Annotated in this window: 13 protein-coding genes and 1 tRNA gene; 12 read left to right on the forward strand and 2 right to left on the reverse strand. The window is 69.7% G+C overall.

Annotated features, from left to right (window positions below; all coding sequences use genetic code 11):
- Positions 1-63 precede the first annotated feature (63 nt).
- From ABD747_RS08935 to ABD747_RS08980, 10 genes are all read left to right on the forward strand, one after another.
- Positions 64-342, forward strand: a complete 279-nt coding sequence (locus ABD747_RS08935; protein WP_344803524.1) for a twin-arginine translocation signal domain-containing protein — start codon at positions 64-66, stop codon at positions 340-342.
- Between the two features lie 2 nt (positions 343-344).
- Complete coding sequence (locus ABD747_RS08940) at positions 345-1,727, forward strand: DUF4331 domain-containing protein (RefSeq protein WP_344803526.1); 1,383 nt, start codon at positions 345-347, stop codon at positions 1,725-1,727.
- Entirely contained in the window at positions 1,724-2,077 is a 354-nt protein-coding gene (locus ABD747_RS08945; RefSeq protein WP_344803528.1) for a hypothetical protein, read from the forward strand. The genes ABD747_RS08940 and ABD747_RS08945 overlap by 4 nt, the downstream gene beginning before the upstream one ends.
- Positions 2,078-2,180: 103 nt before the next feature.
- On the forward strand, positions 2,181-2,675 hold the full coding sequence (locus ABD747_RS08950; RefSeq protein ID WP_344803530.1) for a cupin domain-containing protein: 495 nt from the start codon (positions 2,181-2,183) through the stop codon (positions 2,673-2,675).
- Between the two features lie 48 nt (positions 2,676-2,723).
- Complete coding sequence (gene dnaG, locus ABD747_RS08955) at positions 2,724-4,601, forward strand: DNA primase (protein ID WP_344803532.1); 1,878 nt, start codon at positions 2,724-2,726, stop codon at positions 4,599-4,601.
- 73 nt (positions 4,602-4,674) lie between these two features.
- Entirely contained in the window at positions 4,675-5,541 is an 867-nt protein-coding gene (locus ABD747_RS08960; protein WP_344803534.1) for a sigma-70 family RNA polymerase sigma factor, read from the forward strand.
- Between the two features lie 317 nt (positions 5,542-5,858).
- Complete coding sequence (locus ABD747_RS08965) at positions 5,859-6,422, forward strand: hypothetical protein (protein ID WP_344803536.1); 564 nt, start codon at positions 5,859-5,861, stop codon at positions 6,420-6,422.
- A gap of 32 nt (positions 6,423-6,454) precedes the next feature.
- Positions 6,455-6,527: transfer RNA gene (locus tag ABD747_RS08970), tRNA-Asn, on the forward strand.
- Between the two features lie 93 nt (positions 6,528-6,620).
- Positions 6,621-9,056 (forward strand): sensor histidine kinase, encoded by a 2,436-nt coding sequence (locus tag ABD747_RS08975; RefSeq protein ID WP_344803538.1) that lies wholly within the window; start codon positions 6,621-6,623, stop codon positions 9,054-9,056.
- Entirely contained in the window at positions 9,022-9,756 is a 735-nt protein-coding gene (locus ABD747_RS08980; RefSeq protein ID WP_344803539.1) for a response regulator transcription factor, read from the forward strand. The genes ABD747_RS08975 and ABD747_RS08980 overlap by 35 nt, the downstream gene beginning before the upstream one ends.
- Here the strand turns inward: ABD747_RS08980 and ABD747_RS08985 are convergent.
- A complete protein-coding gene (locus ABD747_RS08985) occupies positions 9,732-10,520 on the reverse strand; it encodes a ceramidase domain-containing protein (RefSeq protein WP_344803541.1) in 789 nt (262 codons plus the stop codon). The two genes, ABD747_RS08980 and ABD747_RS08985, sit on opposite strands and share 25 nt — an antisense overlap.
- A gap of 360 nt (positions 10,521-10,880) precedes the next feature.
- Between ABD747_RS08985 and ABD747_RS08990 the strand changes: the two genes are divergently transcribed.
- A complete protein-coding gene (locus tag ABD747_RS08990) occupies positions 10,881-11,381 on the forward strand; it encodes a hypothetical protein (RefSeq protein WP_344803543.1) in 501 nt (166 codons plus the stop codon).
- A 206-nt stretch (positions 11,382-11,587) separates the two neighbouring features.
- Positions 11,588-12,151 (forward strand): HdeD family acid-resistance protein, encoded by a 564-nt coding sequence (locus ABD747_RS08995; RefSeq protein ID WP_344803545.1) that lies wholly within the window; start codon positions 11,588-11,590, stop codon positions 12,149-12,151.
- A gap of 27 nt (positions 12,152-12,178) precedes the next feature.
- On the opposite strand, the gene ABD747_RS09000 is transcribed toward ABD747_RS08995, so the two are convergent.
- Positions 12,179-13,621 carry an alpha,alpha-trehalose-phosphate synthase (UDP-forming) gene (locus tag ABD747_RS09000; RefSeq protein ID WP_344803547.1) on the reverse strand — a complete coding sequence of 481 codons (1,443 nt, stop codon included), beginning with the start codon at positions 13,619-13,621 and terminating at the stop codon, positions 12,179-12,181.
- Positions 13,622-13,658 lie beyond the last annotated feature (37 nt).

Here is a 13,658-nt window from a genome sequence, read left to right on the forward strand (position 1 = left end):
CGGCGCCGATCCCCTTCCCAGGAAGGCCTGTGTGGTCAGGCCGCTTCAGGGAAGGGGATGGGTATGGAACCACCGAGCAGGCGCAGGTTCCTCGCGGTCAGCGGGGCGGGCATCGCCGCGGCCGGGCTCGCGTCGGTCGTTCCGGCGACGGCGTCGGCGGCCGAGCTGCCGGTCGATCCGGCGGCGGTCGGCGACGAGCCGTTGATGGCGTGCGTCGAGGACCTGGCTCACGGGCTGGTCACCGTGGTGCACGGCGGCAGCGAGCTCACCGTGACCGATCACGATCTTGCCCGCAAGATCGCGCGGCTCTCCGCGCCGACCTCGTTCACCCAGGGGGCGTGATCATGAGCTCACATCGTGAAGCGCCCGAGATCTCCAAAGACCCCGTGGCCGACAACACCGACGTCTACGCGTTCGTCTCGCCCGACCGCCCGGACACCGTGACGATCATCGCCAACTTCATCCCGTTCCAGAACCCGCAAGGTGGACCGAACTTCTACGAGTTCGGCGACGACGTGCTGTACGAGATCCACGTCAGCAACCACGGTGCGGCACACTCCGACGTGACCTATCAGTTCCGCTTCGAGACCAAGATCAGGAACAACGCCACCTTCCTCTACAACACCGGTCCGATCGGCAGGATCGACGACAAGACCTGGAACCGGCCGCAGTTCTACTCGGTGACCAGGCTGGAGCGGCACCGCGAGCCGCAGCTGCTGGGGCGTGATCTGGCCGTGCCGCCGGTGAACGTCGGTGTCCGCAGCACCCCCAACTACGCCAAGACCTTCACCGGCGCCGCCACCCATCTGCTGCGCGGCGGGCGGACGGTCTTCGCCGGCCAGCGGGCGGAGGCGTTCAACGTCGACCTGGGCTCGATCTTCGACCTGGGCACGCTGCGGCCGTTCCAGATGGCCCATCTGATCCCGTCCGCGGCCGCGGTCGGGGTGAACGGCACCCAGGGCCTGAACGTGCACACGATCGCCCTCCAGGTGCCGATCACGGACCTGACCCGCGAGCACCGGCGGCCGCGCAAGGTGAGCGATCCGCTCGCCACGATCGGCGTCTGGGCCAGCGCCAGCCGGCGCCGGATCCGGGTGTTCGACTCCCGGACGGGGCGGACGAAGCCGGCCGGTGAGTGGCGGCAGGTGAGCCGGCTCGGGATGCCGTTGTTCAACGAGGTGATCAACCCGATGGCGGTGAAGGACCGCTGGAACGCGACCTCGCCGTACGCGGACTCGGCATTCGCCAAGTACGTCGCCCGGCCCGAGCTCGCCGGTCTGCTGCCGGTGCTGTATCCGGGGGTGTTTCCCCGGCTCGCCGCCTACAAGAAGGACCGCGCCGACCTGTTGGCGATCTTGCTCACCGGCATCCCGGCCGGCGTGGTGCCCGGATTCCAGAACTACACCGGCGGCCTGCAGGCGGACATGTTGCGGCTGAACGTGGCCGTACCGCCGACGGCCAAGCCCAACCCGCTCGGCCTGGTCGCCGGTGACCCGGCCGGCTTCCCGAACGGCCGACGGGTGGTCGACGACGTGGTCACGGTCGAGCTCCGAGCGGTCGCCGGGCTGACCATCCCGCTGGTGGACAAGACGTTCAAGCCCGACGACGCCGCAGCGGCGGTGCAGGACGGCACCTCGAACACCAACAACGCACCGCTGGCGAGCTTCCCCTACCTGGGGACGCCGGGCGGCGGCTACCAGACGGTGCCCGGGAAGGCGTCGGCGTGAGCGGCGGCTCCGGCTCGGAGAACCCGGATGCCGGGCAGGGCCCGGTGCTGCTCGACATCGGCGGCGACGTCGGTGCGCTGGTGGTCACGATGCCGGCGTGGCTGGACGGGCTCGAGGTGGAGATCCGGCCGGTCACCGGTCACCTGCACCACCACCACTATCCACATGTCGCGGTCGTGCCGCGGCCGACCGTCGCCGGGATCGTGCACAGTCTCGTCTATCCCGACCTGGCCGCGGGTCGCTACCGGCTCCATCCGTTGCCGGGTGGCGAAGCGGTGCTCGAGGTGGAGGTGGTCGGTGGTGGGGTGACCGAGGCGGTCTGGCCGGCCCGCCCGGGCGGTCACGAATAGTCCCCGCCGAGGCCGGTCCGGGAACCTTTCTTCTTTCTCCCCCGGCCGAACGAATGAGGCTCCAGAGTAGAGGGACAGATCCCCCGATCGGACGGAGTCGACGATGAGGACGGTTCGAGCAGCAAGCGTCGCCCTGGGAGTGAGCCTCGGCCTGGTGCTGTGCGGGATGGCCGCCGGCGCGGCGGCCGACCCGGTGCCGGCGGCCGACCCGCCGCCGGCACCGGGGGCCACCGACATCTGGGCCGGCACCCTGCCAGGTCCCGCCAAGGCGAAGCAGGACGGGGTCACGCTGCGAACGAAGGGCGACACGACCGTCCGGATGTTCACCCTGACGTATCCGGCGGGCTCGGACTCCGGCTGGCATGCCCATCCCGGCATCGTCGTCGCCGTGGTCCGCAGTGGCACCGTGGTACGTCAGGCAGGCTGCCGGATCGAGACGTTCAGCGCGGGCGACTCGTTCACCGAGGTCGGGCCGCACGACGTCCGCAACCTGGGCACGGGGCCCGCCGTGTTGTCGATCACTCAGGTCTTCCCGGTCGGCGACCAGCCGAGGCTCCCGGCCGATCCGCCGGTGTGCAGGCCGCACCCGCACCGCTGAGCCGCCGGGCCGGGGCGAGTGTCGGGCGCCGGGGCTACACTCGCGTCCGTGCCGGGCCGGATCAACGAGGAGGACATCGCGTCGGTCCGCGAACGTGCCCGGATCGACGAGGTGATCGGCGGCTACGTCAGCCTGCGGCCCGCCGGCGGCGGCTCGCTCAAGGGGCTGTGCCCGTTCCACGACGAGAAGACGCCGAGCTTCCAGGTGACGCCCTCGCGCGGCTTCTATTACTGCTTCGGGGCCTGTAGCGAGGGCGGCGACGTCATCGACTTCCTGATGAAGATCGAGAACCTGAGCTTCACCGAGGCGGTCGAGCGGTTGGCCGACCGGGTCGGCATCCAGCTGCGCTACACCGACGACGGGCAGGGTGGGCCGCGGGCCGAGCCGGGCAAGCGGACCCGGCTGCTGGAGGCGATGCGAACCGCGGCGGAGTTCTTCACCGAGCACCTGATGGCGCCCGACGCCGTCGAGGGCCGCAGGTTCTTGTCCCAGCGAGGCTTCGACCGGGCCGCCGCCGAGCAGTTCGGCGTCGGCTACGCGCCGAACGACGGCCGCGCCCTGCTCCGGCACCTGCGCGGCCGCGGCTTCTCCGACGCCGACATCGTGGCGGCGGGCCTGGCCCGCGAGTCCGGCTGGGACTTCTTCCAGGGCCGGTTGCTGTGGCCGATCCGCGACTCCGGCAAGCAGACGGTCGGGTTCGGCGCCCGGCGGCTGAGCGATGCCGATCGGATCCCGGCCAAGTACATCAACACCCCGGAAACCCTGCTCTACAAGAAGTCCCACGTGCTGTACGGGCTGGAGCTGGCCCGGACCGCGATCGGCAAGAAGAACCAGGCGGTGATCGTCGAGGGCTATACCGACGTGATGGCCGCCCACCTGTCCGGGGTGGACACCGCGGTGGCCTCCTGCGGCACCGCGTTCGGCGACGAGCACGCCCGGCTGCTGCGCCGGATGATGGGCAACCTGGACGCGTTCCGCGGCGAGGTCATCTTCACCTTCGACGGCGACGCGGCCGGCCAGGCCGCGGCGCTGAAGGTGTTCGCGCTGGACGCGAGCTTCGTCGCCCAGACCTATGTCGCGGTCGAGCCGACCGGGCTCGATCCGTGCGACCTGCGGCTGGAGCACGGCGAGGCGGCGGTCCGCGAGCTGGTCGCCCGCCGGGTGCCGCTGTATCGGTTCGTGATGGGCAACATCTTGGACTCCTACGACCTCGACCGGGCCGACGGCCGGCTGGCGGCCCTGCGGGCGGCGGCTCCGCTGGTGGCGAGCGTCCGCGACAACGCGCTGGTGGGGGAGTACGTCCGCGAGCTGTCCGGCCAGCTCGGGATGGACGTCGAGGAGGTCCGTCGAGAGGTCTACCGGCTGGCCTCGCGCGCCTCCCGGCGCGGGCCGGCGGAGCCGGAGGACGTACCGCAGCCGCAGCAGCGGGCGCCGAGACCGGTGCTGCCCGACCCGCACGACCGGCTGCTGACGATCGAGCGGGAGACGGCGAAGCTGCTCGTCCAGGCGCCGCACCTGTTCGGCCCCGATCGCGACGGGCTGAGCACGGCCGACTTCACCCATCCGGCGTACGCGGCGGTGTTCACCGCGGTGGAGAAGGCCGCCGCCGCCGAGGCGGCGGACTCGGAGTGGGTGCACGCGGTGTCGGCGGCGTGTGAGTCCGACCCGATCCGGTCACTGGTCGCCGCGCTGGCGGTCGAGCGGATCCCGGTCAGCGGCGAGCCGGCCGTCCGCGACGCGATCGCGTACTCCTCCAAGCTCCAGCTGCTCACCGTGATGCGGAAGATCGCCGAGCTCAAGTCGAAGCTGCAGCGGACCAATCCGGTCGAGCACCCGACCGCGCACCGCCGGATGTTCTCCGAGCTGCTGGCGCTGGAGCCGCGCCGCCAGGAGCTCCAGGCCCGCACTCTGGGGACGATCGACTGAGGGTCGAAGAAGTTATCCACAGATCTTCCTGACGGTCGACACCGGCCCCCCGGTCGGGCCGGAGAGTGTCGGCATGACGACATCCGGCTTTCCACGCACCCCCGCCTCCCCGCTGCTCAGCGCCGACGACGAGGCCCGGCTCGCCCGGCAGATCGAGGCCGGCGTGCTGGCCGCAGCACTGCTCGCCGGGTCCTGCCGGCCCTGGCCCGGCGAGGCCACCGCTCAGGAGCTGGACCTCCTCGCCGCCGAGGGGGAGCGGGCCCGCCGGCGGTTCGTCGCTGCCAACCTCCGGCTGGTCGCGATGGTGGCCGGACAGTTCGCCTCCCGCGCCGGCTCGGGCCGGGCCGAACTGTTCCAGGAGGGCTGCGTCGGTCTGCTGATCGCCGTCCAGCGATTCGATCACCGGCGCGGCTGCCGCTTCGCCACGTACGCGCTGTTCTGGATCCGGGCCACGATCGGTGCCGCGTCGGCCCGGTCACGCGGGGCTGCCGACCTGCCGACGAGCCGGGCCGAGGAACTGCGCGCGCTGCGCGGGCTCGAGGGCGAGCTCGCCCAGCACCTCGGCCGGACCGCGACCACCGCGGAGCTCGCGTCCGCAGCGGGCAAGACCGAGACGTGGGTGGCCGGCATGGTCGGCTATCAGCCGCCCCGGTCGCTGGACGACCTGGACGGCGCGGACTTGGTCGACCCGGCCGGCCCGGACCCGGCCGAGATCATCGGCAGGCGGGACCGGCCTGGACGCGAGCTGCTCAGCCACCTGACCACCCTGGAACGGCGGGTGCTGGAGCGCCGGATGGGCTTCGTGGGCGGCCGGCCGTACAGCTACACCGAGGTGGCTCGCGCACTGGGCGTCACGATCGCCAAGGTGCGGCGGTCGGAGGCGCGTGGGTTGGATCGGCTGCGGGCGGTCTGCCCGCAGGAGGCCGCGACCCAGCTGTGACCGTCGGAACTCCGGCTTCGCCGGCCATCCCTGGCGCTTCACACCCCTCGCGTACGCTCCACGCCCCGGACAGAGGGTGTCAAGCGGCAGTCAGGGGTGTGAAGCGACAGCGGCGGCCGTACGCCGCGGGGTCGGTGGTCGGGCTGCGTTACTGTCGACCGGGTGGCCCTGGCCGAAGAAGCAGGAAACGCGTCGCGAGCGTCTCGTCGAGGCAGCGCCGAGCCGGCCGTGCGAGCGCTGGCGAAGCAGCTGGGGCCCGGCGGCCCGGGCGAGACCGGCACAGGCGAGACCGGCACAGGTGAGACGGGTTGGGGCCGATGAGCCGGGAGCGCTGGTGGGGAAAGGCGCGCGGGCTGCCCCAGCCGGCGTACGAGCGGTGGCGGGAGACGCTGGACGCCGTGCCCGGTCGCCCGGCGCGGATCCTAGCCTGGGCCCGGACCCCGACGGGTTTCTGCATCGGCAGCCCGGCGGTGCTGTCGCTCGGCGACGACTCGGCCTTCAGCCATGTCGGCTGGCACGAGATCGAGCGCGGCGGCTGGAACGCCGAGACGCGCCGGCTGAGCTGGACCCGCTATCCGGGCGAGGACGGGCGGTCCCGGCGCGGCTTCGCCGAACTGGCCGAGCCGGCCCGGTTGCCGGAGCTGTTCCGCGAGCGGGTGGCGGCCAGCATCGTGTTCGAGCGCTTCGTGCCGCTGGTCTCCACCGACGGCGGGATCACCGTCAGCGGGCGGCGCGACCTGGCCGGCGCCGGCGACCGGATCAGCTGGCACGTGTCGCCCGTCCGGGGCACGGACTGGCGCGACGAGGGGGTCCGGGCTGAGGCGGAGCGAGTGCTGGCGCGGATGCGAATGGAGTACGACAGCACTCCGGCGGGCTGGTAAGGTTCCTATCCGCGCCACCGCGGTGGCGGCGGTCCCCTGTAGCTCAATTGGCAGAGCAGCCGGCTGTTAACCGGCAGGTTGTTGGTTCGAGTCCAACCGGGGGAGCAACCATCCCGATGACTTCCGGCCCTCCGGCCCGGAGTCGGGACTCTGCTCCCATGACGAACCGCACCTGCGGGCGGCAGGATGGGACGAACCATGGCCGATCTTGGTGCATTGCCGGAGGACCTCGCGGTCGAGGACCATGCCCGTACGCCGTGGTATGCCACCGCGCCCGGCCGCTTGTTCTGGATCTCGCTCGCGGTCGTTCTGCCGGTGGTCTGGACCGTGATCGCGCTGTCGGCCGGTCCGGCGGACAGCACCGCGACCTACCCGTCGACATCGCGGAACCCGACCGAACACTGGGGCTACCACGGCGGCGTGCCGGTCAACGCGAACTTCGGCCAGCCCGGGCTCCGGCAGACCGGCGGACCGGGCGAGCCGCCGCACGACCGAATAGTCGCGGTCTCCAACGCATCCGGCGACCTGGTCCCGCTCGAGGAGTGGGTGAGCGGTCGGACCACCGGGGTCCGTGCCGAGGGAGAGCACGTCGACTATCTGGTCGAGCGCTCCGACGGACATCTGGAGACGATCGCGGTCACGTTGACGCCCTATCCGTTCCTGGCGGCGGCGGCGCAGAATCTCACCACGCTGCCGCTGCCGCTCTGTATGGCCGCAGCCGGGGCGTTCGTCTTCTGGCGACGCCCGCGCGACCCGGCGGCCGCCACGATGCTCGCGGCGTCGACCTTCGTTGCGATGGGCAGCACGTCCTTTCCGCTGGGCGTCCAGGTGATCGACCTGGCCGGCGGTCGCGGGGTGTGGCCGCACGTCGTTGGCGATATCAGCAATACGTTCGCCTGGGGCTCGGTGCTGCTGTTCGCGCTGCTGTTCCCGAGTCCGAACCCGGCCATCATGCGACACCGCTGGCTGATCGCGGCGCCCTACGTCGCGATGTTCGCCCTCTACGGCGTGACCGTGTTGATCGGGATGGCGGGGGCGACGTCGCCCCTGCGCCGGCTCGAGGTGCTGGTCAGTGTCTCCTCGACCGCGGCGAAGGCAACGCTGCCGCTCGTGGCGATCGCGCTGCTGTACTCCTATCGCACGACGCGCGCCCGGGAGCACAAGCTGGCGATCCAGATCGTGCTCGTCGGCCTCGTGCTGACGATGATCGCCTACCTGCTGCTCGGGCAGCTGCCGAATCTCCTGGTCGGGCCGGCACTGATCCCGTGGCGGTTCCAGCCGTTGGCGCTCGGAATCCTGCTGCTGGCGGTCGCGGTAGCCGTGTTGCGGTTCCGGCTGTTCGAGATCGACGTCATGATCCGACGCTCCCTGCTCGCAGCCGCCGTCGCCGGCTCGGTCGCACTGGTCTTTCTGTTCGTCGCGATCTCGGTCGGCCAGCTGCTCGAGCAGGTCGGCCGCGCCGGGATGATCCAGGCCCGGGTGCTGCCGGTCTCCGCCCTGGTGCTCGGTGGCGCCGTGGGAGCAGGCCTGATGCCACTGGCCCGGATCATGCGGCGCAAGCTCGGCAAACTCGCCTATGGCGACCGCGAGAACCCCTTCCAGGTCGTCTCGCAGTTGCGCCAGATGGACATGTACGACACCACCCGCGACACGCTGGCCGGGGTGCTGTCCACCCTGTCGGGCACTCTTCACCTGTGCTTCGCGTCGATCGAGATCGACCTGCCCGATGCCGACGACATCACCGTGACGATCGGTGAGACCACTCGCCCGCCGACAGTGGTGATCTTGACCGCAGGCGGCGAGGAACTCGGTCGGCTGAGCCTCGATGTCGCGGCCAGCCGCGAGCCGCTTGGAGCACGTGATCGTCGGTTGCTGGACGAGGTCGCCGCTCAGGTCGGAGCCGTGGTGCAGAGTCTTCGGCTGAACACCGAACTCAAGCGATCCCGAGGGCGGATCATCGCCGCCCGAGAGGAGGAACGACGACGGATCCGCCGTGATCTACACGACGGCCTCGGTCCGTCACTGGCCGCCCAGTCGATGCAGCTCGAAGTGGCCCGCGACCTCGTTCGAGTGGATCCGGCGGCTGCCGACGAGCTGCTCGGCCGGTTGCTGAACTCGACCAGGCTCGAGATCGCCGAGATCCGCCGCCTGGTCGACGAGCTACGCCCGCGGATCTTGGACCAGCTGGGTCTCGTCTCGGCCATCCGCCAGCTGACGGCGAACTTCGACACCCCGGGCGGATCATCCGGCGATGGCGGCCGGCTCGAGTGGTCGATCGAGGCCGACGACGTCGAGCCGCTTCCGGCCGCGGTCGAGGTCGCGGCCTACCGCATCGTCGCCGAAGCCGTGAACAACGTCGTCCGGCACAGCCGGGGCAGCCGCTGCTGGATCACGCTGAGCCGCTCGGCCGGGATGCTCGACGTGACGGTCGCCGACGACGGCGTCGGGCTGCCCGAGCGGGTGGCCGCCGGAGTGGGCACCAGCTCCATGCGCGAGCGAGCGGACGAGATCGGTGGCACCTTCGAGGCGTCGGCCCGGGCGCCCTCCGGCACGATGATTCACGTTCGGCTGCCCCTGGACGACCGAGAGGAGATTCGTGATGAGCGACCCGCTACGCGTGCTGATCGTGGATGATCACCCCGCCTTCGTGGAGGGGCTCAAGATCCTGCTCACCTCCGCACCCACCGTCGAGGTGATCGCCGCGGCGCAGAACGGCCGCGAGGCGGTCGATCGAGCCGCGGAGTTGCAGCCCGACGTGATCTTGATGGATCTGCACATGCCTGCCATGAACGGGATCGAGGCGACGCAGCTGATCGTCGACACCTCGCCGCACATCGCCGTGTTGGTCCTGACCATGTTGGAGGACGACGACTCGGTGTTCTCGGCCATGCGGGCGGGGGCGCGCGGATACCTGCTCAAGGGGGCAAGCCGAGCGGAGATCGTCCGTGCGGTCGCGGCGGTCGGTGACGGGGAGGCCATCTTTGGGCCGGGGATCGCGGAGCGGGTGCTGGGCTTCTTCGCCCGCGGCGAGAGTGTCCGGGCGGCAACGGGAGCCTTTCCCCAACTCACCGAACGGGAACGCGAGATCCTCGGCCTGATCGCAGCCGGCAAGGACAACAGTGAGATCGCCCAGGAGCTGTATCTGTCGCTGAAGACCGTGCGCAATCACGTCTCGAACATCTTCACCAAGCTGCAGGTGGCCCATCGAGCCCAGTTGATCGTGATGGCCCGGGAGGCCGGCCTCGGCCGGGGCGGTGATCGTCCGAGACCCGGAGGCGCCGACCGACCCACCCGGGCGGCACCGACCGTTCAGCCGGGTGCCTCGCGCCAGTAGTGGTACAGGAGGACCGCGGTCACACCGGCCAGCGGGTGCCAGACAACCGCATGGGGCTGCCAGAGCGTGTCCGGGTCGCACAACGCTGCGCCGGTCCGGGAGAGATACCAGAATGCGGCTGCGATGCTGATGCTGCCCAAGGCGGTCAGCCAGAGGGCAATGGTCTTCGGCCGGCCCAGCATGACGGTGCCCGACGCGACCCAGCTGCCGATCTCGAGCAGGAAATACACGGCGACGAGCACGCTGACGACGGCCACGGCAGCGCCGTCAGACTTCCAGCAGATCTGGGTGATCATGGCGGCCGTGACGAGCGCGATGTAACCGACCCAGAATCGAGCGACGCTCGGAGACAATCGATAGGCCGTGTAGCAGATCAGATAGCCGACGAACATATACATCGACAATCCGTCGATATAGCCTCCCCATTCCTCGAGTGACGCGTGAAACCACATACTGCCCAGCCCGAGAAGGAGCACCGCGAACACATAGAGATCGGCGAGCGGATTCGCCGAGGTGATCAGATTGCGGTCTACGCGAGCCGAACGGTCCCGGCTGAGCCGGACGGCGACGTAGAGCGAGGTGCCCAGCGCGTACAGGTTGAACCACGTGTTGGCTGGCTGACGGACGCCGGGTGCCCCAGCGAGGACGGCGCTCGGGTCGAAGCGCTCGCAGAAGCATCCATCGGGGATCGACAGGGTGCATCGGTCAGGACGACCCGGCCAACCGTGTCCGGCCACGACCAGGAAAGTGCCCAGGACGGCCACCGACGCGCCGGCCCAGACGATGATGCTCCGCGCGGAGGTAGGTGGCATCGCGGGACGTCACAGCGCTGGCGTGGCCCGGCCGCCCTGGACGACATGGACGGCGCGGGCCGACCGGCGGTGACGATATCGGGGTCGGATCAGCAGATTCGTCGGGATCTGAGCTGGTGTCATGGGGCCCTCCAGGGGATACGCTCCGTGTTTTCCTGGGCCCAATTTTCTCGTCCGGCCGGACCGGGATCATGAGGCAGATGTCCCGCATTTCCGGGAAATGAGGTCGGGACGCGAGCCCGATGAAACAACGGCGTTTGGCGTTCATTCTGGTTGCCAGGAAGTGCCGTCGAAATCCTGAGGAGAATTCCCATGAACGTCACAATGCAACGCATTCCGAGCCGGCTGCGCGTGCTGATCGTGCTGGTTGCGGGTGCCTTTGTCATCGGCCTGCTGAGTTTCGCCCACCCGCCGGCAGCACTGGCGTCCTGCAGCACGCCGTCGATGGCCGGAGCGTGGCAGAACATCGACCCCAACACCCGTTCTCTCACGCGCGTGAGCGTCGGCTTCGAGTGCGGGGACCAGGTCCTGTGCGACACCGACGGACACTGCACCGGGGGCGATTCCTACTTCACCCTGCATCCGTATGGCAAGTGCCATCCCAGCGACTGCGATTGGGGAGCCCGGCGCGCCCAGGACATGGGCAGCGGCTGGCAGCGCGCCACGTTCTCCTACAGCTGGGCCACCAAGTACGTCTGGGTGAAGACCTACACCTACGGCGGCCGGCTCTATCTGCGGGTCTACACCTGGACCGACTACACGGCGGCGGACGGTCGCACCGACTACAGCACCGACGAGTGGATGCTGAAGTAGCCGCCGCACCGGGGGATGCGGAAGGTGCGACAGCGGACAGGGGCCATCAAAGGCTCCAGGACGAGTAAGGTACGGGCCGTTCTCGCGCTCAGCGAGGACGGCCCGTTCGATGACGAACGGAGTCTGAGCGGGCTGCGTCGTGCCTCCGTGAACCAGGCGGCGCCCGGCCCTACCGTGTTCTCGTCAGCTCTGACCAGGAGTTCAGCATGTCCACTGCGACCTCACCCATCCAGCAACTCACCAAGACGACCTCGATCCTGACCATCGCCTCCGGCGCCATCGCCTTGTTGTTCGGCATCCTGGTGATCGTCTTCCCCAAGACCAGCCTGCTGGTGATCGGAGTCCTGTTCGGTCTCCAGCTGATCATCACCGGCATCATCCGGTTGATCGTCGGCATCACCGACAAGAGCCTGGAAGGCTGGGAGAAGGGCCTGACCATCACGTTCGGCGTGCTGGTCGCCATCGCCGGCATCTTCTGCCTGAAGAACCCGGCCCTGTCGATCCTCACCCTGCTCGTCGTGCTGGCCATCGGCTGGTTCGTCGACGGCGTGATGAACATCGTCGTCGGCGCCCAGAACCCCCGTGGCGAGCGGCTGTGGAAGATCGTGATCGGTGTGGTCTACCTTCTCGGCGCGATCGTGCTGCTGGTCTCGCCGGTGACGTCGGTGGTCGTGCTCGCGCTGCTCGGCGGCTGGATCCTGGTCGCGTTCGGTGTCGTCACCCTGATCGCCGGGATCATGGGTCTGCGCGCCGTGGGCAAGATGGCCTGACGCCCACCGACCCTGGTCGGCGCAGGCTCAATCGCGGTGACTCGCCGCCAGGTCGTCGAGGAAGACCTTGGCCCAGTGCTCGATGTCGTTCTCGAACACCTGGCGGCGCATGATCCGCATCCGGCGCGACTTGGTCCGAGGCGAGTCGTGGATCGCCTCGAGGATGCGCTCCTTCAGTGCGTTGATGTCGTACGGGTTCACCAGGTATGCCTGACGCAGTTCCTTGGCCGCGCCGGCGAACTCGCTGAGGACCAGGGCGCCGTCGCTCTCGGCCCGGCAGGCGACGTACTCCTTGGCGACCAGGTTCATCCCGTCCCGCAGCGGCGTGACGACCATGACATCGGCCATCCGATAGAGCGCCGCCATCTCTTCCCGCGGGTAGGACGAGTGCAGGTACGTGATCGGCGGCCGGCCGTAGCGCCCGACGTCGCCGTTGATCCGGCCGACGAGCCGGTCGATGTCGTCGCGCAACTTGCGGTACTGGTCGACCCGCTCCCGGGACGGGGTGGCCACCTGGACGAACGCGGCCTTGTCCGCGTCGAGCGCGCCGTCGGCGATCAGCTCACCGAACGCCTGGATCCGCTGCGGCAGACCCTTGGTGTAGTCGAGCCGGTCGACGCCGAGCAGGATGGTCTCCGGATCGCCGAGGTCGGAGCGGATCTCGGCGGCCCGTTCGGCGGTCTCCGGCGACCGGGCGAGCTGGTCCAGTCCGGTCGCGTCGATGGCGATCGGGTAGGCCCGGGCGATCACGGTCCGTCCCTCCGGCATCTGGATCCGGTCCCGCCGGGTCTCGTAGTGCAGCCGCTGACGGACCAGCCGGAGGAAGTTCTGCGCGCCGCCGGGGAGCTGGAAGCCGACCAGATCGGCGCCGAGCAGACCCTCGATCAGCTGGTTGCGCCAGGGCAGTTGCTGATAGAGCTCGGTCGGCGGGAACGGGATGTGCAGGAAGAAGCCGATTCGCAGGTCCGGCCGCAGCTGTCGGAGCATCTGGGGCACCAGCTGCAGCTGGTAGTCCTGCACCCAGACCAGGGCGTCGGTCTCCGCCACCTCCGCGGTCCGCTCGGCGAACCGCTGGTTCACCGTGCGGTAGGCGACCCACCAGTCCCGGTGGAACTCGGGATGGGCGATCACGTCGTGGTACAGCGGCCACAGCGTCGCGTTGGAGAAGCCCTCGTAATAGTGCTCGACCTCCTCGGTGGACAGCGGCACCGGGACCAGCTCCATCCCGTCGCTGTTGAACGGGTCGAGCTCCTCGTCGGGTGCGCCGTGCCAGCCGACCCAAGCACCCTCGTGCGAGTGCATGATCGGCTCGAAGGCGCTGACCAGGCCACCGGGGGACGTACGCCAGTCGACGCTGCCGTCCGGCAACTCGATCCGGTCGACCGGAAGCCGGTTGGCCACCACGACGAACGATGCGGTCTGGGGTCGAGCGGCCTTCGGCTTGCGCTTCTGACTCGAACCAGAACTCATCCACCAACCTCCGTCGCTTCCCCCACGACCCTAGCCG

Source organism: Microlunatus ginsengisoli (assembly GCF_039537205.1).
Taxonomy (GTDB): Bacteria; Actinomycetota; Actinomycetes; order Propionibacteriales; family Propionibacteriaceae; genus Microlunatus; species Microlunatus ginsengisoli.